Source organism: Thalassobacillus pellis, assembly GCF_016908295.1.
Classification (GTDB): domain Bacteria; phylum Bacillota; class Bacilli; order Bacillales; family Halobacillaceae; genus Thalassobacillus; species Thalassobacillus pellis.
Window position 1 is genome coordinate 205,535 of record NZ_JAFBDO010000005.1, and the last position, 19,812, is coordinate 225,346.

The window sequence follows — 19,812 nt, forward strand, 5'->3', positions numbered from 1 at the left end:
GGAAGAATGAATATGAAATATCAACACTTAAAAAAACAATTAGAGGAGCGGAAACGGGAAATCGAGGAGGAACTCGAACAGAACGACCACTTCGGATTAAACCGTGGTTTTGCGAGCGATACTTCATCGGGGGAGTTGTCCCAATATGATAATCACCCGGCGGATTCGGGGACAGAACTGTATGAACGTGAAAAAGATATTGCTTTAAATGAACATATGGAAGAGGAATTGACTGATATTGAATATTCCTTAAAGCAAATGGCCGAAGGTACGTATGGCACCTGCGAAGTGACGGGTAAGGAGATTCCGATGGATCGCCTCGAAGCTTTGCCGACAGCCCGAACTGTAGTGGAAGCCTCCCCTAATCAGAGTGCATCCCATGACAGTCCCGTCGAGGAAGACGTACTTCGCTCCACAGAAGAGGAATATTATACAGGTGGAGAAGAAACAGAGTATAATGAACAAAATACCTATCATCAGGTGGCTTCCTTCAACGAAAGCAGCATGACTTACGAGGGCTCTTCCTTAATCGACAACCATGACGGGAGCGGATATGTAGAAACGTATGAACAATTTGCTTCAACTGGAATTGAGGGCTATGTCGGTGATGAAGCAGTCCAATTTCAGCGGAATGTACAATATGACCAATATATGCAGGAACAGGATAATATCGAAGAAGAAGAATGAATTCTGCAAAAAACAAAGACACTGCTAAGAACACTCAACGTGTAAAGGAGCAGGTTCAGGCCGGCTCCTTTTTTTCGTGTTTCAACAGCCATTCTTTTCTCCAGATACCCCAGGCAAAACCGGTGATTTTCCCGCTTTTTCCTACTGCCCTGTGACAAGGAATTAGTATGGCCAATGGGTTTCGTCCAATTGCTGTGCCTGCTGCCCTGGCCGCACCTGCATTTCCCGTTAGTGCAGCGAGGTCGGCATAAGTGATTGTTTTCCCGTATGGAATGGCCATGATACCTTTCCAGATATGCTGTTGAAAATCTGTTCCTTGTAAGGAAAGCGGTACTGTAAATATTTTTCTCCTCTTGTGAAAATAATCCTCTAGCTGTTCCAGACAGTCTTTTATTATATGGTTAGTGGTCCCTGTGGTTCTCTGATTTACGAATTGCGCCGAGCAAATGCCTTTTTCTGTTCCACGTACTTCAAGGATCCCGACAGGTGTATCAAGCTGTCCCATGTATACCCTCATATATTCAGCCTCCTTATTTCCAGTATAAACGTCTCTTTAACAAATGCCTTTTCAAATATTGGTTTGTAATTCTCACCCAGCTTTCATTACAGCAATTTGTGATAAGATGTTTCCAAGGAGATGATCACTTTGGAAGACCGTTACTGGAATGCAATTGTCGAATGTGATAAGAGGTTTGATGGATTGTTTTATTATGCGGTCAGGACCACTGGCGTTTTTTGTCATCCTTCATGCAAATCTAAGCTCCCAAATCGGATTAATGTCAACATATACTATGATAGCCAGCAGCCAGTTGAAGAAGGGTTCCGTCCGTGCAAGCGTTGCCGTCCAGACAGAAGGTCCGGCTGGTCACCAGGAAGGGAACTGGTGGATAAAGCTATAGATATTATGACTTCCGAATATGATAAATCATGGAGACTGGAGGATCTTAGCGAAAGACTTTTTGTTGACAGGTATTATCTGCATCGCGTGTTTCGTGATCATATACATATGACTCCGAACGAATTTTTACAAAAGATACGCATGGATGCTGCCAGGAAAATGATAAAGGAAACAGACTGGACAATAACGGAAATTGCCTTGAAGGTTGGGTTTAAAAATTCAGCACACTTTTCAACAGTATTCCAAAAAGCAGTCGGTGCAGCGCCAAGGGATTTCCGTTCTAAGGAAATAAGCTCTTAACGACTCATAAAAATTACAATTTTTAAAAGTGGAGGAAATGATGAAGTTATATGCCGCTCTAATTGGACTCAGTCTCATCTGGGGACTGTCGTTCGTTTTCATAAAATTAATGGTAGAACCTGCAGGAGTGTGGGGAACGGTGTTTTTACGCTGTCTTGCAGGTGTAATGATTCTGCTCCCGTTCTTATGGATGAAAAGGAAAAGTATAGTTCGGCCGATTCCATGGAAATCACTGATTATAGTAGGGATTTTCAACGCAGGACTGCCCTGGGGACTCATTTCTTTAAGTGAAACAGAGATTAATAGCAGCACCGCAGCTGTGTTGAATGCCCTGACGCCGATTTGCACGGGGCTGATCGGCTATTTGGTATTTGCCGTCTCGCTAAAAGGAAGGCAATGGCTAGGGATCATTCTTGGATTTATCGGGATCATGATTCTGATGGATTTCAATGTTGCCCAATTGGCAGGAGAAAATTTCATTGGGGTAGGTACGATGGTGCTGGCAACCATCTGTTATGGCTTTGCTTCCCAGTATACGAAAAAGAACTTGAGGGAGGCAGGGGTTTTACTGATTACTGCCTTTTCACTTCTGGTAGGAGGAGTGGTCGGCGGTATCGGTATGATGTTTACGGAACCCATCGAGGCAGCGGCATTCCTGGAGCCGTCATTCCTGATCTCGCTAATCGGTCTAGGTTGTTTTGGATCGGGAATTGCTCATCTGTTGTTTTATTATATGACTACAAAAAGAAGCGCTGAATTTGCCACATCGGTCACGTATCTTATTCCTGTGACCGCGATGGTTTGGGGACATTTGTTATTAGGGGATGCCATTACAAAGAATTTGATTATCGGACTACTGATCATTTTTCTGGGTGTCTACCTTGCCACAAGAAAACCGAAAAGGCAGCCTGACTCATTGCTGCATCAAAGGACCGGGTAAGAAAAAGGGCTATTCAAAAAGCGAAGCACCACGAAGAAGTTAATTACTCTTTGTGGTGTTTTTACGTATGCCTTTTTATAAAAATTTATTTTTTGATTGAAGGATAAGCTCTTTGGCGAACAGAATTTAAATACGAGAGTAATTAATTCTGATCGAGGGGGGCCGACATGGATGCTATAAGTATGGTAAGCCCGTTATTTCATCAGCCAATTGAGGAATTACTTCCAGTGAACAAGGGTTTTTCATCCAATAAAAAGTACAAAGTGAAACTTCAGGATGGAACTTGTTATTTTATTAAAATTGGCGGCATCGATTCGGCGGAAAAAAAGAAAGAAGAATTTCATTTCATGGAGCGTTTTATCGAAAGGGGAGTGGCAGTCCCTGCTCCAATAGAAGTATATATAATAGAAACACATGCCAAATGCGTCCAAGTATTTTCCTTTATTGAAGGGACTGATGGGGAAGAGAAACTTCCTTGTCTGCCGGAAACCTATCAATACGAAATTGGAGTCGAAGCAGGAAAGGCGCTCGCGAAGATTCATTCAATTTCGTTAGATTCCCCTTCCCATACTTGGATGGATTACCGTTACGGAAAATATCAAAGGTATTTAAGGGCACTTAAAGAAGTGAAGAATATTCCAATTGATCTAAACATGGTTAACAGTTTTATTATGGAGCACAAGCATCTTCTTGAAAATCGGCCTCTTGTGTTCAACCATGGTGATTTTCACCCATCGAATCTGATGGTTTCTGATAAAGGTTTGGAGGCTGTCATCGATTTTGAACGTTTTGATTGGGAAGATCCCTATCATGAATTTTATAAAATGGCACTGTTTTCAAGAAATGTCAGTGTTCCATTTTCCGTTGGACAGATTCACGGTTATTTCGGAGGGGATCCTCCGGAAGTATTCTGGAATTATTACGCGCTTTATGCAGCCATGGTGTTTTCAGCTGATATCGTCTGGGCTAATCGTATGACCCCTGCTCTGATTGAACATAGCTTTCATCGTTTGAAGACCATCCTAAGGGGTCATGATAACTTTCGTTTCTATTGTCCAAAATGGTATAGCAGCTATGTAGGGGAAAGGAGTGGAAATCATGTTTGAAGCATGCCAGGAAGCAGCCAGAAGAATGGCTGCCTTCCGTGGGAAGTGGTTTATTGCGGGAGGATGGGCAATCGATTTGCACATAGGAGAAGAAACCCGGGACCATGAGGATATTGAGGTGGCCATTTTTCGTGGCGACCAGGATGAGCTCCTGCACTGTTTAAAAGGCTGGAATATCAATATTATTGAAGATAAACTGCTAAAGCCCTGGAATACGTCGAAATATCTGGAGCTTCCTATACATGAAATCCATGCTTCCAATAACAATGAACAGCTAGAAATACTGTTGAATGAAAAAGAGGGGGAGCATTGGGTTTACCGACGAGAGCCCATCATTCGTTTTCCATTGACGCACATGCATCTGCATTCGGAACAGGGGATTCCCTATTTGAATCCGGAAATTGTCTTGTTATATAAAGCCAAGGTTACTCATCCGAAAGACGAACTGGATTTTGAAGCGGTTTTCCCGTATTTAAGTGAGCGTCAAAAGGAATGGCTGAAACAGGCGTTGATTCAAAGCGAACCGGAACATTTGTGGCTGGAAAAACTGCTGTTATAGGAGGTGGAGGAATGAATGACCCAAGCTTTTATCCGTTTCCGGAATTTGAGACGGACCGCCTGCTGCTTCGAGAAGTCGAAATTGGTGATGCAAAACGGTTATTTGAAATTTTTAATGATAAAAATGCGATGGAGTACTATGGCATGCTGCCACATGAGGATATAGCTGAGACGAATAAATTAATCAACATTATCAAGGAAAATCACCAGACAGGCAAAGCTATCCGGTGGACCCTGGTAAACAAGGAGACAGGAAAGTGTATCGGCACCTGTGGATTCCACCGCTTCGATGAACAAAGAAAAAGGGCAGAAGTCGGATATGAATGTCACCCTGCCGAATGGCGGAAGGGATATATGTCAGAAGCGCTTCGCACCATCCTTGCCCATGGCTTTCAAAGCCTCAAGTTACACAGGATAGAAGGAATAGTGGATGGGGACAATACGCCATCTAAACAACTGCTTTTGAAGCTTGGATTTACGTATGAAGGGTGCATGCGGGAGCGTTTTTATTTCAGGGAACGTTACTTTGATGAACACTATTATGGGTTATTAAGCCCTGAGGGGGAGTATAAGTGAAGGTTCTTATTTTAGGCGGTACGGTGTTTGTGGGACGTCATTTAGTGGAAGCGGCACTTGACAAAGGCCACGAAGTGACACTTTTCAATCGGGGAAAAACGAATCAGGAGCTTTTTCCGAATGTTGAAAAGCTGCAAGGAGACCGGGAAGGTGGATTGACAAGCTTAGAGGGAAGAAAATGGGATGTGGTGATTGATACTACCGGGTATGTTCCCCGTATCGTCGAGCAATCTGGCAGATTGTTAAAAGATGCTGTCGATCATTATGTGTTCATTTCCACGATTTCTGTGTACCGGGATTTTAAAGAAAAATATCTCGATGAGAAATACCCGCCAGGTTCCTTGAAAAAAGAAACGGAAGAGATAAATGGGGAAACATACGGTCCGTTGAAAGCAGCTTGTGAGCAAAAGCTGAATGAGATTCTGCCTGAAAAAACATTGATCATCCGTCCGGGGATCATCGTTGGTCCTCATGATCCTACAGATAGGTTCACATACTGGGTCGATCGTTTTAATAAAGGTGGGAAAGCTGTGCTTCCAAATATTCCAAACCAGGAATTACAATGGATTGATGCTCGTGACCTTGCCTCTTGGACAATGAAAATGGCAGAAGCGAAAGAAACCGGTGTCTATAATGCAGCAGGTTATGAACACGAAGTTACCATGGCAAATCTAGTTGAGCAGCTGCAAACCTCCAGCAGCAATCCAGCGAAACCGGTATACGTAGAAGAAAAATTATTATTGGAGAAAGGTATTCAGCCATTCACCGATATACCATTATGGATTCCTGTAAGTGAAAAGAATCCGCATGGTTATTTTCTCGTTAATAACCGGAGGGCAATAGATAAAGGCTTACGGTTCCGCCCCATGAAGGAAACAATCGAAGATACCTGCATTTGGGTGAAGGCTACTAATCGGATTGTAAATAAAGCGGGATTGTCAGAAGCGAAAGAAAAAGAGGTCTTGACCGTACTTCATCCTTAAGGTGGGATAATTCACCAGTTTCAATGGCAGACTAGCAGGTAATAGCTCGCTATACCCTTAAGGAAATGAGTTGACTAGCATGAATGCATCTGCACACTCTCAAAAAGCGAAAGTAAATATCCGTGACAGCTTTTGGTTTCTGCCAACAATCTATAGTTTGATTTCCATTATCGCAGTAACAGTCGTGACTGTCGCCGATTATACGCTGTTGCCAATGATTGAAAAAGCGATTCCTGACATATTTCTTACCAATCAGGACATTGCAAAAACATTATATGGGGCACTAATTACAGCGATTCTGACAATGACTACAATCAGTTTTTCAACGATTATGGTTGTTCTAACAACCTATACGACCCAATTTTCTCCACGAACTCTTCAGAATTTCATGAAAAGCAGGGTCACCCAGCATGTTTTAGGAGTCTATTCTTTTGGTTTTATTTTTGCATTGCTGAACTTGATTCTTTTGACAGAGGACAAGAAAAAGGCACTCGCAAGTCCGTTTTTTACAGTCATTGTCTCGATTGTCTGTCTGGCATTTTTTATCCTGTTCATTCATCATTCCTCCAGATTTGTCCAGGTGAACAACCTGATAGGGGAAATCAGAAAAAACGCTTCAGATACTATCAGGCAAAATTTCACTAAAAAGCAATATATCCATGCAAGGGATTGGGAGAAAGATGATATCGAAGCATTAACCATGGGGGAAGTAAAGTATATTTATGCAGAAAAGTCAGGGTATGTACAGAATATAAATATATCCGGGCTTGTGGATTGGACTAAAGCAAATGATTTGTTATTAGAGGCACAGTTTTTTATCGGGGATTACGTCCAGAAAGGTATGCCGTTATTCAAATATTGGCCACAAGCAGACAAAACAGCTGAATTATCACCAGAGGAATCTCATCCATTTCTGCTGGTTGGAAATGAGCGGACAGATCTCCAGGATATCGAATTTTCGATTCAAAAGCTTGTGGAGATAGCCGTAAAAGCAATTTCCCCTTCCATTAACGACCCTCATACTGCTGTGAATTGTATTAACAGGATCGGTTCCCTGCTTGCAGAGCTTGGTAGCAAGTATGAAGTGATCCGTTACTATGGCGATGAAGAGGAAAACCTTCGATTAATAATGGAACCGAAACATTACCAGGAGTATCTCTATAAAAGCTTTTATCAAATTCGAATTTATGGAAAACATGATATATCTGTCATGAATGGGGTGCTTGATGCATTGCACCGGATATCAGCAGTCAATGATAAGAGCGTCAAGGAGGATGTTTGGAAATTCGGGAAGTATATGATGAATGCGATTGATGAGGACGAAATGGATGAATTGGATTATAACTATTACAAACAAATCGTGGAAAAATTAGCTGCGGCCTGTCATAAAGATTTGTGAATACTGTTTTCTGTGTATGAGGAAAGTTTAGCCCTTTCTTTGCAATAGTATCAGGCTCTCAAATTGTCATGCCTTGTATTTCCTGGTTGGTGTTGTCAGCCCCTCAAGCTAGACCAGCATGAGATAGTAGTGCTGGTCCTTTGCATTTAAAAGAGAACGCTTGGTTGCTCTTTTTTATACATGAATAATGTTTAAAAATTATGCAAAGAAGCTTTTCACGTATTTTAAAGAACTAAGTATAAGAAAAACTAACACATTTGTGGTAGAACGAGTGAATGCGAGTTTTTCTAATTACATCATATCAACGTTCCAGAACTATAGTGGGATATGTATTTCTCAGCAATCAATTTAACTATGTTTCCATTTAGGCAATAAAATTATCTTTACCGTATTTTTTTGTTAAAATGTACTACATGTCAAGTTTGTGTTAGAAAAGGAGATTGGCAGAATGCTAGAGTGGAAAAATATTTACCGTGGTATGCTGATGGGGGCAAGTGACGTGATTCCAGGGGTCAGTGGTGGAACGATAGCTGTTGTGCTCGGGATATATGATCGCTTGATTGAAGCTATCAATGGAGTCTTTTCGAGGAAATGGAAGGAGCAGCTTGGATTTTTAATTCCATTGCTATTAGGGGTGGGAACGGCCATACTCCTTCTGAGCAGGTTGATTGAATGGTTGTTTCATCATTATCCGGGACCGACAAAATTCTTCTTTTTAGGCCTGATCATCGGGGTGCTGCCTTATTTGTTCAACAAAGCAGACATGAAAAAGAAATTCCGGTTACAGCATTATCTATTACTGGTGATTGGCGCTATCATCGTTGCTTCAATGGCTTTTTTCCAAACAGGTGAAACAGAACCAATTAGTCACCTGACAGCTTCCACCTATGTTCTGTTATTCTTTTCAGGCTGGCTCGCCAGTAGTGCGATGATTCTTCCTGGAATCAGTGGCTCTTTCATTCTGTTAATCATAGGAATGTACTCCACTATCATAGGTGCTATTTCTAACCTGCAACTCGATATTATTGCAGTTGTAGGTGCTGGAATTCTTATCGGGATAGTTGTGATGAGTAAAATCATCAAATTTTTCCTGGAGAATTATACCTCCGGGACCTTCGGATTGATTATTGGGCTGGTAATCGGGTCTGTTTTTGTGATTTTTCCAGGAGTCCCAGCAACTTCTGGGTTAATAACCGCCAGTCTCTTGACTTTTGCGAGCGGTCTTTTTGCAGCATATTTGCTCGGGAGAGTAGAATACAAGTAAATGGAAGGGGTTTTTTATAATGGAACAAATTAAAACAGAAGAAGCATTCAATAATATTATTGCAGGTGACCAGCCTGTCATTATTAAATTTGAGGCAGACTGGTGTCCGGATTGTAAACGGATGGATATGTTCATCGGTGATATTTTAGAAGAATATCAAAATTATCCCTGGTATAATGTCAATCGCGACGTGCTTCCTGATATCGGCAGCAAGTACGAAGTTATGGGCATTCCAAGTATTCTGATTTTCCAAAACGGGGAAAAGCAGGCACACCTTCACAGCGCAAATGCAAAGACGCCTGAAGAAGTACAGGAATTTTTGCAATCAAGTCTATAATCTGAGATAGGAATTTTCAAATGCTGGCATATTTGAAGCGTGAAGGAGGATGAAGGTTTTGACTTCGAGAATGATATTAGTGGGTGGAGGAAATGCCCATTTGCAAGTCCTTCAAAAACTGCTGGAAGAGCATTCGCAGAATGTGGAAGTACTGTTAATTTCTCCTTCTTCCCGTTCCTATTTTTCAGGTATGCTGGCCGGTTTTGCAGAAGGAATTTATACAAAAGAACAAATAAGCTTTGACCTTCGCTCCCTATGCAAACGAGCAGGAATTCATTTCATTCAAAAAGAAGCTGACCGTATTTACCCTGAAGCACATAAGCTTGTTTGCAGGGATGGTGCGGTCTATCCTTTTGATTATTTAAGTCTTGATTTAGGATCTGATTACGGTGAGGAAATGCTTAGCGCCCAGAGGACAGGAGATAAACCGTTGATTGAAAGGCTGGAGGGTTTGAGAGACACGACAAACCCTCTGATCATCGGTGGTGGGGCTGCAAGTATGGAGTTGGCACTTTCCATACAAGCCTATAAACGGAAAACTCCCATTAAGGGGAATGTCAGGCTGATTTGTGAGGGAAAAATACTGCCTGGTTCACCAAAACTTACTTCGAAAAAAATGGCTCGCCTTTTAAGGAAGAGTGGAGTACAGTTTTGGGAAAATGAGCATATAAAAAGCACCCATGATGGTTATGTATTGACGGACAAGAACAATAAAGTCAGACATACTGGTATTGTAGGAAGGGAAACACATGAACCTAATCCCATCATGAAAAAGTCAAGCCTTCCACTTGATAAGGAGGGATTTATCCTGGTGAATTCCTTTTTGCAGCTGGCCGGTCACCCAAATGTTTTTGCGGCAGGAGAAGGTGCCGCCATCCTGGGAGAAGAGAATATGCTGAAAAACCATTATTGTTCGATTCGCCAGGGAGAAGTATTGTGGAATAATATCCTCCATCTTGTCCATCAAGAAGAGCTGGAGCAATTTCAGCCTCCAAAACGAAATACTTTCGTACTTTCAACCGGGTTTAAAGAAGGATTTCTCTTGTATGGAGGAATGAGTATGAACAATAAACAGACCTGGAAAATGAAAAACAAGATGGATAAATCTTTTATGGACGGTTTTCAGCTTGCCCACTAAAAAAGACTTCTGCATGAAGGCGGAAGTCTTTTTTAGTGGTCAAGCAATTATAAAAAGTCGGGGGCGGACAAGGCGCTTTCGCTCTTGATCTCTGATTTCTTAGCTGAAATAGTGATAGGTGACTAAAACATTTGCTTCGATTTTGAGTTGGCCCGGTTCGATAGGAGTAGCAGATGCATCTGCAGACAATACTGCGCTTTTATAAACGGGGACTGGTATTCGTGTGGACGGGTTTTCTACAACCGAAACAGGTACGTTATTCAAGGTCACATTCAATGACTGGGCAATTGCCATAGCTTTGGCTTCCGCTTGGTCAATGGCACTTTGAAGGGCAAGGTTATAATAGGAATCTTGGTTTTGAAGGGAAAAGTCGATTCCTCGCACGATATTTGCCCCACTTGCTGTGGCTGTGTCAATGACAGGGCCTGCCAATGCAAGGTCATTAAGTGTTATACGCAGAAGATGAAACACTTGGTAACCGGTGAAAATTTGTTCTCCGTCCTTGAAATCATATTCGGGGTTGATTCTAAAATCGGCAGTCTGTATTTGTTCCGGCGACACACCAAGTTCGATTACTGCCTGGATGATCTGTTGAATTGCAGCATTGTTTTTTCGCTGTGCTTCTTCCAAACTTATGTCCTTCGATTCTGCACCAAGTGTTACAACCGCCTGATCAGGGGCTGCGTCTATTATCCCTGTGCCGGTTACTTCAATTTTATTTTTCGCGGGGGCATCATCCATCGTCCTCCACATCGGATACATATACACCTTCAACACCTCCACTTTAACATATGTAAGGTGTTTCTTATCCATGCTCCTCAGTACAGCCTATTGGTATAGCTTTCATCAAGGTCTTTTTGTACATCGTTTTCATCCATATCAGAGAGTGTAGCATGTGTTGCCATCATCTTTGCAGGAGAAGGCTTCATTTCCTGAGGCAGCCAGGATTCAGGATCCCAAAGCTGCGAACGTTTCAATGCTTTTGCGCAATGGACATAACATTCCCTCACTTCCACGGCAATGGCAAGCTTTGGCGTCTTTCCCTTCGATTTCACTTTATCCAGCAGATCCGGATCCTTTGTTAATACAGCAGTGCCATTGACACGCAGGGTCTCCTCCAGACCAGGTATCATAAACAGTAGACCGACTGCTGGATTGTTTAGTATGTTCAGGAGTGAATCCATCCGTTTGTTCCCTGGCAGTTCTGGAATCAGCAGATGTTTTTTCGTCCAAATATATACGAACCCAGGAGCATCTCCTCGCGGTGAACTGTCTCCATTACCGTTCGAGTCAGAGGTGGCTAAAACAAGAAAAGGGGAAAGCGAAATGAAGTGTTGGGCCGATGTGTCAATATGGTCAATTACCTTATGAATTGCAAGACGGCCTGGTTCCCCTTGAAGGGCATATAGTTCTTCCGGGGTAGTGATTGTTTGCTTTATCTTCGGCATGTGAGTCCTCCCTTTTTGGTATATGAAACTATTGTCATGAACAAAAAGCGCTAAGTCAAGTATGTTTTTAATACGGACAGCAAAAACTTCATGCTATGATGATGGTATAGTCATTCCTAAAAAGAAATGCCTGCAAACGTAGTTAAAGTTTCTACATAGAGAATAGGGAGGAATTTTTTATGATTAAAAAAATGAGCAAAGAAGAGAGAGATAGGATGGTGGATAGTATCCAGGCTTACTTTGAACTGGAAAGGGGAGAGGATCTGGGTACGCTTGCAGCTGAACAGCTGCTTGATTTTTTCATGTCAGAGCTTGGACCATATCCTTATAATCAGGGATTAAAAGATGCCAAAGGGCTGGTCGAAGAAAAAATGATGAACTTGGAAGAGGATATATTAGCTTTGGAGCGTCCTGTTGGTAAAAATCGGCTGCGATAAAACAAACCTCTCAGTCACATGAATGCGAGACTGAGAGGTTTCCTTTTACCAGCTAGCTTTTTGTGCGTAATAGACGAAGCCCGTTCAAGGTAACAAGCAGGGTGGCTCCCATATCAGCAAAGATGGCAATGAATAAAGTCAGCCATCCAGGAATGACGAGAAGTAATGCTATCAGCTTGACGACGAGCGCAAACGTGATATTCTGCTTAATAATGCTCAATGCTTTACGGCTCAGTTTGACTGTATATGGCAGTTTCACTAAATCATCACCCATCAGGGCAATATCTGCTGTTTCGAGAGCCGTGTCCGTACCGCCGCCACCCATGGCCAGCCCAACTGTTGATGCAGCAAGGGCTGGGGCATCGTTTACCCCATCACCAACCATGGCCACATTATCATACTTATTCCTGTATGTCTTAATAAAGGACAGCTTATCTTGTGGAAGGAGTTCGGATTCAATTTGCTCCATTCCGATTTCTGATCCAATTGCTTCAGCAGTCTTGGCATTGTCACCTGTCAGCATGATGGTATGCCTGATCCCCAGCTTATTCAGCTGTTGAATTACTTCTCTGCTTTCCTCGCGTACATTATCTCTGATTGCCAGTAAGGCCTGAAGTTCATCTTCAGTTCCAGCCAAAATAACGGTTTTTCCTTCCGATTGCCATTGAGAGATTACCTGTTCTGTTTCTGGAGTCAGTTCCATAGTATTCTGGAACAAAGAAGGTGACCCGATATAATAGGTCTTTCCTTCGATAGTTCCGGTGATCCCTTTCCCTGTTAGAGAACGGAAATTTTCAACCTCAATATTACGGTAACTGATACCATTTTCTTCGGCAGTCTTCAGGACTGCACCTGCCAATGGATGCTGCGACTTAAATTCCAAAGCTGAAATCCATCGCAGCGGTTCTGTCTTGGTGAGCTTTTTAAAGTCGGTCACTTCAGGCTTGCCATAGGTGAGTGTTCCGGTTTTGTCAAATGCTATAGAGCGGATAGCACCCATTTCTTCCAAATAGACGCCGCCTTTAATAAGCACACCATTTTTCGCAGCATTTCCGATGGCAGTGACGATTGCTACTGGGGTTGAAATGACCAGTGCGCAAGGACAGCCGACGACCAAAATAGCTAGCCCTTGATAGATCCACGTATTCCAATCTGCTCCAAACAGGAGAGGGGGAGTAATAGCCGCAACCAAGGCAATGATGATGATAGCAGGCGTATAATATTTGGCGAATTTATCGACAAAATGCTGGGAAGGTGCCCGCTCTGCCTGTGCTTCTTCTACCAGATGGATGATTTTAGCCAGGGTTGTATCCTTAGCGGTTTTGGTCACTTCCACTTCAAGATATCCATCTTCATTGAGCGTTCCAGCAAACACTTCTTCCCCAGACTCTTTACTGACAGGGATAGATTCCCCAGTGATTGCTGCCTGGTTGATCGAAGAGGCACCGGAAAGAATGACCCCATCCATCGCAATTTTCTGTCCTGGTTTGATAAGCATGACATCCCCGATGACGATATCATTCACATGCATGAGCTGTTCCAGCCCGTTACGCCTTACCAATGCTTCATTGGGAGCGATATCCATCAAAGACCGGATAGATGCTCTTGCTTTATCCATCGAGTAGGTTTCCAATGCTTCACTAATGGCAAACAGAACGACTACGATTGCAGCCTCTCCCCATTCACCGATGATGGCCGCACCAATAATAGCGATGGTCATCAGTGTACGCATATCAAAATCGAGACGCATTAAATTTTTCAACCCCGTTATGAAAAGGGAAGTACCACCGATCAGGATCGCAGCTGCAAAAGCCAGGAAGGTCCATGGAGCGGATTCGCCGACACTGAAATGGGAAACATATCCGATTACAATGAATAAAATGGCTAGAATCTCTTTAGGGTATCTCTTCCAAAATGGTACATGTTCTTTTTCAGGAAGCGGTTCCTCCTCAGGGGTGACTTTGATATTTTCAAATGCACCTGCCTGCTCAAGCTCCGCAACCGTTGCTTCTCCGAAGACTGTCAGTTTAGCTGCTCCAAAATTGACTTTAGCTTCTTCCACACCATCCAGGTGCTGGACGTTCTTTTCGAACTTTGTAGCACAGCCAGCTCAGGTGAATCCCTGGACACGAAAGGTGCTTTTCTTAGCTTGTTCGCTCATGCTGCTTCACCTCCTTCGAATGCATAAAAGCCATTTCCACTAATTGGGATACATGATCATCATCCAGTGAATAATAAGCTAGCTTTCCATCCTTGCGATATTTGGCTAGGCCAAGACGCCTTAACTGCCTCAAGTGATGAGAAGCAGTAGCATTCGAACAGTCAAGTATATTCGCTACATCACATACGCAAAGCTCCTTTTCTATCATCAATGCGTAAGCTATCTTCAATCTCTTCTCATCCGCAAGGGCTTTGAATATCTGGCCCACATCAGGGAAGGAGTGGTTCTCCATATTCTCTTTTACATAATCTACTTTATCGCGGTGGATACAGGAAACATCACACGTATCACGAGCCATCAACTCACCTCTTCATATTCAAATATATCTTTGAATGTATTATATTCAAATATATGTTTGAATGTCAAAGATTTCTGTGTATTTAGAAGAATTATTTTATGGGAGTGGGTGAGAAGATACTCCATTATCAGCGGTCGAGGTGAAGAATCAGCGGAAGGAGCGGAGGAATCAGCGGACGGAGCAAAAAAAGGAGCTGATCCCGGCAAATCCTTATCTAGATTCACTGGGATAGCTCCTTTTGTAATGAATGAAGGTTCCGCCACCATTGCTTAACGTTAGTGCACATTTCTCCTATCTATGAAAGTTCGAATTCTTTTGCTAATAATTCATAGGATTTCAAACGTTCTTCAAATGGATAGACGATGGTATTCACGATAATTTCATTAACTCCGTAACCTTCCGCCAGCATTTCTAGTTGCTGTCTTACCTGCTGAGCTGTTCCGACTACCATCCGCTTCCGATTCTCCTGGATGCGTTCTTTCTCAAATAGGGAGTAATACTGGTTCTGGGCTTCTTCCGGCGTAGGGAATCCTTGTGCGTTACCACCCTGCTCGATTCTTAAGAGAGCAAGGTCAAGGCTTGAAGCCAGATACTCTGCTTTCTCCTCGGACTCCCCACAGATGACGAAGACAGATACATTTCCATTGGGTCTTTCCTGCTGTTGGGGTTGGGAAGGTGTGAAACGATCATAATACCGCTGCATAGCTCTCGTGCCTCCATACCCATTAATAAAATGAGCAAAAGAGTATGATAACCCCATATCAGATGCCAGTTGGGCACTTGTTCCGCTTGATCCTAGCATCCAGATCGGTGGTGTCGTTTCTCCGAGCGGGGTAGCAAACACATCCATATCATGAGGGTCTTCACCATGAAGGTAGGCAACCAGTTCTTTAACCTGACGAGGATACCCTTCCACATTCGGTCTGTGGCCATTATTCAAAGCAAGGTTAACGTTAGGCATGCCGCCTGGCGCACGTCCGATACCAAGGTCAACCCTGTTCGGATGCAGTGTTTCCAGCACGCGGAATGTTTCTGCTATTTTATAGGCGCTGTAATGTGGCAATAAGATTCCGCCCGTTCCAACACGGATGTTTTCTGTATGGGCTGCCAGATGAGCCACTAATATTTCTGGAGCCGACCCTGCAAGACTTCGGGTACTATGATGCTCCGATACCCAGAAACGGTGGTAGCCAAGGCGATCGGTATGTTTTGCTAAGGCGGTTGTTTGACGTAATGCCTCAGTTGGGGATATGTTAGTTAAAATAGGTGATTGATCTAATACGCTTAATTTCATAAAAAAAGCCCCCTTACTTTCGTTCATCCTGCCATGCTGTAACTTATATTGCAAAGCATTTGCCTATAAATCAGGAAAAGGAGCAGATCATTATGAAACAAGCTTTTTCCATAGAAGAAGTGAAACAAGAAATTCAGCAAACGGGTGTCACATTATTGTTTATCGGCAGTGAAACGTGCAGTGTCTGTCATTCTCTCCTGCCACAGGTGGAGAAGGTTAGCAGCAAATATCCCAGCCTTTCAAGCGTACGTGTAAAAGCGGAGGATGCCCGTGAAGTTGCGGGAGAGTTTTCCGTGTTAACCGTTCCCGTAGTCCTTCTATTTATTGAAGGTAAGGAAGTTTATCGGAAAGCGAGGTTTGTCCCGATTGGTGAATTGGACGGCCAGATTGCTAAGCTTATCTCCTCCGTGTAAAAAGACCGCTTCCTATTCGGACAGCGGTCTTTTATTTACCTGGTCATTAAGCCCATTAACCCATATTTCTTGATAACGGAGGGGCTTACATCAGGAATCTGTTTTATATATAGATCTTCCCATTGGATTGGTGTTAAAAAAGTAGCGCCTTTTCTGAATTGATCCCGGGGGTATGCGGCAAGCCATTCCCCGGTTTCCAGACCTTTCGTTACTTCAGTCATCCCGTTGACTTCCAGTCCTGTTTCAATTGCTCTGTAAGTCAGGGTCCCCTTCTCATTCATTACCCAGGCGAATAAATCATCTTCCGTAAGCAATAGATAATCGAAAGCAGTGACAGCTTCCTCTGCACGGGCTGTTATGATTGAAAGGGAAGCGTGGTATCCTGGCAGAATATTTTCCGTTGCTCCTTCGATGGATACCTCGAAAGGATATTCGCTCTGCCAGCCCACTGACACATGATCAGGAAAATTACGGAGGGATGAAATCGTCCCACGCAGGAGGGGAGGTTGTTCAGGCAGTTCTTCGTTAGGCAGCTTAATTTCCACTTCCATATCTGGCTGAACTTTTTTCCGCTCCGACTCCGTCAGCTTTCCCTCAACCTGTAAGGTGGTTGTTTTCATTGTGATCAATGGGGATTGCAAACTCTCTGATATTTCTGTGATCACACCATTAAAAGGGCTTTCGACGGTGATAGTTTTGCCGCCAGCTTCCAATTCGGCAAGCTGGCTTTCCACCATGGTGAGCTTAGCTTCTTTTTGGGCGAGTTCGAGCTCTTTTTCTGCAATCTGTTCTTGTTTCATAAATTCTGTTTCGATAGTTTTCGGCTGATCTTCTTCCTCTGCTTCATCTTGAGAGAAGAAACTTGATCCACCATTGTCTGTTTCAGGGATATCAAAGCTCTCCAACTCGATGATGTACTGTTCAATTGCTTCGATTTCTTCCTCCAGACGTTTCGCTTCTGCTTTCAAAGATGCCGTCTGGGAAGAAAAATTTGTAACCTCGTACTCGTATAATCCGTCGCCTTCACTTATTTCGTCACCGGGTGCTACTAAAAATTGCCGGAAGGATCCTTCATTTTTATCAAAATAAACATGATTGGATTCAGCGGAAGCAAATACTCCTGTTGTTTCCAGCTTTTCAACCAAGTCATATGTAAAAGGTTCCGACCATTCATTGACATATGATTTTTGTTCTACTTTATTACCAGTGTCAAAGTATAGGAGCAAGGAATTCAACAGTGCGAATCCGATGACCAAAAGGACCACATACCGTATTTTTCTTTTTCTCTTCAAATTATATCACCGTCCTGTTAGCTCGTAATGATACGGAGTAAAAATATATCGTAGTTGGAAAGAGCGGCAGTGCCTGCCCATAATAAGATATGCCAGAAAATGACGCCGAACCAGATCCAATGTTTTTTGGTGGCAGAAAGGTAATTCAGACATCTTACCTGGTACCAAATGATCCACAGTTGAAAAACCGAGATAGCTCCGAATATGTAAATGATCCATTGGATATCTGTGAAATAGGAGGCTGGCACGCCAAAAGAAAGCGGGGAGACGTACCAATCGACCCCTGCATAGACGAGTAGAGGTATCCATGTCAGTCTTTCGAGCAGCATTACCAATAACACATTCATCTGGATAATGACCAGCTTGTTATATGGCACGTTATTGAATAGCCACCATACAAATGAGGTTATAAATAAAACGAATATAGCCAGTAATAACGCAAAGGCAGTTCTTCCTATCAGAAACCAGGCTTTGCGGAATTCATATTCCATTCTCGTAAATTCAGTTGCGTTGACAGAAATAGGATCCATTCCAAGCCCGACCCAGCTGGTCCATATGTATGTAAGGATCGAAGTGGCGAGGAGTAATACTACCCATTTCCAAAAGTTTTGTAACCGTTCAGCCCGCTTTATTTTGAATAAATGATCCTCTCTTCGAAACAGCAGCTGCAATAGATTAATAGAATATAGCATGTGGAGTCCATCCTTTTCTCTTTGTATGTTTTTCATTTTAACTGACTTTCGACATGCTTTCTAGATAATTCCATAATTACTAAGGATATCTTGTAAAAAAATGCAAAAAAATCTGCGCATTTTTTCAAATGCGCAGATTTTGTAATTTTCCTGTTTAATCCCGAAGTGAACGGGTATAAAATTTCTAAAGTGTATTAATAAGTTTTCGCGCCAAGGTAACGGGAAGTCCAGTAGTTTCCGTTCATATTGGCGATGGTTACTCCGTCGCTTCCAGAGTGAATAAACTGGCCATTTCCAATATAAACACCAGCATGGGAAGGACCTGCTTTATAAGTTTCATAGAATACGATGTCACCAACAGAAGGCTGGCTTACTGATGTACCTGCATTCCAGATAGTTGCGACAGTTCTTGGAATGGAAACACCGTGTTTCGCGAAAATGTATTGCAGGAATCCACTGCAGTCAAAACCGCTCGGAGATTCTCCACCCCACTTATATGGTACGCCAATATAAGATTTTGCAGTTGAAACGATGCCGGAAAGGTCAGAGCTTGTTTCGCTGGAACCGTTATTGGATGTTTGGGTCGGTGCAGAGCTTGATCCATTTATGCTCAATTTTTGACCTACATAGATAACCGTGCTGTTAAGGTTGTTCCAACGCATGATATCTCTGTAGTTCACACCATACTGTGCGCCGATTTTAGACAAAGTGTCCCCGGATTGCACTGTATAGGTAGAAGCAGAAGCGCTGTCGTTTGAGTCGGAAACCGCTGGAGCAGAAGTGTCAGCTTCAGAAACCCCGTTCAATTTCAAGACTTGCCCTACATAAATCAAATGTCCGGAAATGTTGTTCCATTCCTGGATATCTCGGTAATTAACGCCGAATTTAGCGCCGATTTCAGAAAGAGTGTCTCCGGATTGTACTGTATATGTAGAAGTTGCAGAGGAAGTATTAGAAGAATTAGAGCTTGTATTAGAGCTTGCTTCCTCATTTACTTTCAATACCTGACCTGGATATATGATATCAGAGGAAAGTCCGTTAAGTGATTTAATTGTATATATGGAAACTCCGTATTGTTGAGAAAAACCCCACAATGTGTCGCCGCGTTCTACTGTGACACTTTCTGCATCAGCCACGCTTGCACCGAAAGTAAGTGCGCCCACAAAACTAGTAGTAACGATTGCCTTTTTAATTAAGTTGTTATTCATATGTACCCCCAAGGTTTTAGTTATTTTCTAGTAAATTTTGCTAAACTCATATTATCATAGGTTCATAGAGAATTAACATTACAGTATAATTACAAAATCATTACAATGCCCATAAAAGCTTTTCAATAAGAGAAAATTTATAATTTGAAAAACAAATTTGTTAACTGACGGAAAGGCCCGCGAGTCGATAATTCTCGCGGGCTTTTCTATTTATTTTTGACAAAATTCGTTATTATTGGCCAGGTGCTTTTAAAGGCTTAAGCCTGGGATGGTGATTCGCGGAAAGAGAAAGGTTCTGTCGATTGTGTATTCTGCTCGACAAG

General features: G+C 42.7%; 23 protein-coding genes. 14 read left to right on the top strand and 9 right to left on the bottom strand.

Annotated features, from left to right (window positions below; all coding sequences use genetic code 11):
* Window positions 1-12 precede the first annotated feature (12 nt).
* The gene (locus tag JOC33_RS16005; protein WP_205093545.1) at window positions 13-687 is read left to right on the top strand and encodes a TraR/DksA C4-type zinc finger protein; all 675 of its coding nucleotides are present in this window, start codon (window positions 13-15) and stop codon (window positions 685-687) included.
* A gap of 55 nt (window positions 688-742) precedes the next feature.
* Here the strand turns inward: JOC33_RS16005 and JOC33_RS16010 are convergent, their stop codons facing one another.
* Window positions 743-1,204, bottom strand: coding sequence for a methylated-DNA--[protein]-cysteine S-methyltransferase (locus JOC33_RS16010; RefSeq protein WP_239534249.1), 462 nt, complete (start codon window positions 1,202-1,204; stop codon window positions 743-745).
* A gap of 129 nt (window positions 1,205-1,333) precedes the next feature.
* Here JOC33_RS16010 and JOC33_RS16015 point away from each other — a divergent pair, with 129 nt between their 5' ends.
* The 10 genes from JOC33_RS16015 (at window position 1,334) to JOC33_RS16060 (ending at window position 10,186) form a co-directional block, all read left to right on the top strand.
* Window positions 1,334-1,885, top strand: coding sequence for a bifunctional transcriptional activator/DNA repair enzyme AdaA (locus tag JOC33_RS16015; protein ID WP_205093546.1), 552 nt, complete (start codon window positions 1,334-1,336; stop codon window positions 1,883-1,885).
* Between the two features lie 37 nt (window positions 1,886-1,922).
* The gene (locus JOC33_RS16020; RefSeq protein ID WP_338054539.1) at window positions 1,923-2,825 is read left to right on the top strand and encodes a DMT family transporter; all 903 of its coding nucleotides are present in this window, start codon (window positions 1,923-1,925) and stop codon (window positions 2,823-2,825) included.
* Window positions 2,826-2,992: 167 nt separating this feature from the next.
* Window positions 2,993-3,931, top strand: a complete 939-nt coding sequence (locus JOC33_RS16025) for an aminoglycoside phosphotransferase family protein (protein WP_205093547.1) — start codon at window positions 2,993-2,995, stop codon at window positions 3,929-3,931.
* Entirely contained in the window at window positions 3,924-4,490 is a 567-nt protein-coding gene (locus JOC33_RS16030; protein ID WP_239534250.1) for a nucleotidyltransferase domain-containing protein, read from the top strand. Before JOC33_RS16025 ends, JOC33_RS16030 begins: the two co-directional genes overlap by 8 nt.
* Window positions 4,491-4,501: 11 nt before the next feature.
* Entirely contained in the window at window positions 4,502-5,065 is a 564-nt protein-coding gene (locus JOC33_RS16035) for a GNAT family N-acetyltransferase (protein WP_205093548.1), read from the top strand.
* Entirely contained in the window at window positions 5,062-6,048 is a 987-nt protein-coding gene (locus tag JOC33_RS16040) for an NAD-dependent epimerase/dehydratase family protein (protein ID WP_205093549.1), read from the top strand. The genes JOC33_RS16035 and JOC33_RS16040 overlap by 4 nt, the downstream gene beginning before the upstream one ends.
* Before the next feature lie 79 nt (window positions 6,049-6,127).
* Entirely contained in the window at window positions 6,128-7,447 is a 1,320-nt protein-coding gene (locus JOC33_RS16045; RefSeq protein ID WP_205093550.1) for a DUF2254 domain-containing protein, read from the top strand.
* 448 nt (window positions 7,448-7,895) lie between these two features.
* Window positions 7,896-8,711, top strand: coding sequence for a DUF368 domain-containing protein (locus JOC33_RS16050; RefSeq protein WP_205093551.1), 816 nt, complete (start codon window positions 7,896-7,898; stop codon window positions 8,709-8,711).
* 19 nt (window positions 8,712-8,730) lie between these two features.
* Window positions 8,731-9,048, top strand: a complete 318-nt coding sequence (locus JOC33_RS16055; protein WP_205093552.1) for a thioredoxin family protein — start codon at window positions 8,731-8,733, stop codon at window positions 9,046-9,048.
* A 58-nt stretch (window positions 9,049-9,106) separates the two neighbouring features.
* Window positions 9,107-10,186 (top strand): NAD(P)/FAD-dependent oxidoreductase, encoded by a 1,080-nt coding sequence (locus JOC33_RS16060; RefSeq protein WP_205093553.1) that lies wholly within the window; start codon window positions 9,107-9,109, stop codon window positions 10,184-10,186.
* A gap of 99 nt (window positions 10,187-10,285) precedes the next feature.
* Here JOC33_RS16060 and JOC33_RS16065 read toward each other — a convergent pair whose 3' ends face one another.
* Both JOC33_RS16065 and JOC33_RS16070 read right to left on the bottom strand, forming a co-directional pair.
* The gene (locus tag JOC33_RS16065; RefSeq protein WP_205093554.1) at window positions 10,286-10,999 is read right to left on the bottom strand and encodes an SIMPL domain-containing protein; all 714 of its coding nucleotides are present in this window, start codon (window positions 10,997-10,999) and stop codon (window positions 10,286-10,288) included.
* A gap of 5 nt (window positions 11,000-11,004) precedes the next feature.
* Entirely contained in the window at window positions 11,005-11,634 is a 630-nt protein-coding gene (locus tag JOC33_RS16070; RefSeq protein ID WP_205093555.1) for a pyridoxamine 5'-phosphate oxidase family protein, read from the bottom strand.
* 179 nt (window positions 11,635-11,813) lie between these two features.
* Here JOC33_RS16070 and JOC33_RS16075 point away from each other — a divergent pair, with 179 nt between their 5' ends.
* On the top strand, window positions 11,814-12,071 hold the full coding sequence (locus JOC33_RS16075) for a DUF2164 domain-containing protein (protein WP_205093556.1): 258 nt from the start codon (window positions 11,814-11,816) through the stop codon (window positions 12,069-12,071).
* Between the two features lie 52 nt (window positions 12,072-12,123).
* Here the strand turns inward: JOC33_RS16075 and JOC33_RS16080 are convergent, their stop codons facing one another.
* A complete protein-coding gene (locus JOC33_RS16080; RefSeq protein ID WP_205093557.1) occupies window positions 12,124-14,232 on the bottom strand; it encodes a heavy metal translocating P-type ATPase in 2,109 nt (702 codons plus the stop codon).
* Window positions 14,216-14,590 (bottom strand): ArsR/SmtB family transcription factor, encoded by a 375-nt coding sequence (locus tag JOC33_RS16085; RefSeq protein ID WP_205093558.1) that lies wholly within the window; start codon window positions 14,588-14,590, stop codon window positions 14,216-14,218. Before JOC33_RS16085 ends, JOC33_RS16080 begins: the two co-directional genes overlap by 17 nt.
* Window positions 14,591-14,698: 108 nt before the next feature.
* Here JOC33_RS16085 and JOC33_RS16090 point away from each other — a divergent pair, with 108 nt between their 5' ends.
* Entirely contained in the window at window positions 14,699-14,863 is a 165-nt protein-coding gene (locus tag JOC33_RS16090; protein WP_205093559.1) for a hypothetical protein, read from the top strand.
* Window positions 14,864-14,885: 22 nt separating this feature from the next.
* On the opposite strand, the gene JOC33_RS16095 is transcribed toward JOC33_RS16090, so the two are convergent.
* The gene (locus JOC33_RS16095; RefSeq protein ID WP_205093560.1) at window positions 14,886-15,884 is read right to left on the bottom strand and encodes an LLM class flavin-dependent oxidoreductase; all 999 of its coding nucleotides are present in this window, start codon (window positions 15,882-15,884) and stop codon (window positions 14,886-14,888) included.
* Between the two features lie 92 nt (window positions 15,885-15,976).
* Between JOC33_RS16095 and JOC33_RS16100 the strand changes: the two genes are divergently transcribed.
* Window positions 15,977-16,297: a thioredoxin family protein gene (locus JOC33_RS16100; protein WP_205093561.1), complete on the top strand. Its 321-nt coding sequence runs from the start codon at window positions 15,977-15,979 to the stop codon at window positions 16,295-16,297.
* 35 nt (window positions 16,298-16,332) lie between these two features.
* Here JOC33_RS16100 and JOC33_RS16105 read toward each other — a convergent pair whose 3' ends face one another.
* From JOC33_RS16105 to JOC33_RS16115, 3 genes are all read right to left on the bottom strand, one after another.
* Window positions 16,333-17,589: an efflux RND transporter periplasmic adaptor subunit gene (locus JOC33_RS16105; protein WP_205093562.1), complete on the bottom strand. Its 1,257-nt coding sequence runs from the start codon at window positions 17,587-17,589 to the stop codon at window positions 16,333-16,335.
* Between the two features lie 17 nt (window positions 17,590-17,606).
* Window positions 17,607-18,281, bottom strand: coding sequence for a hypothetical protein (locus tag JOC33_RS16110; RefSeq protein ID WP_205093563.1), 675 nt, complete (start codon window positions 18,279-18,281; stop codon window positions 17,607-17,609).
* A 194-nt stretch (window positions 18,282-18,475) separates the two neighbouring features.
* Entirely contained in the window at window positions 18,476-19,489 is a 1,014-nt protein-coding gene (locus JOC33_RS16115) for a LysM peptidoglycan-binding domain-containing protein (RefSeq protein WP_239534251.1), read from the bottom strand.
* Window positions 19,490-19,812: the final 323 nt, after the last annotated feature.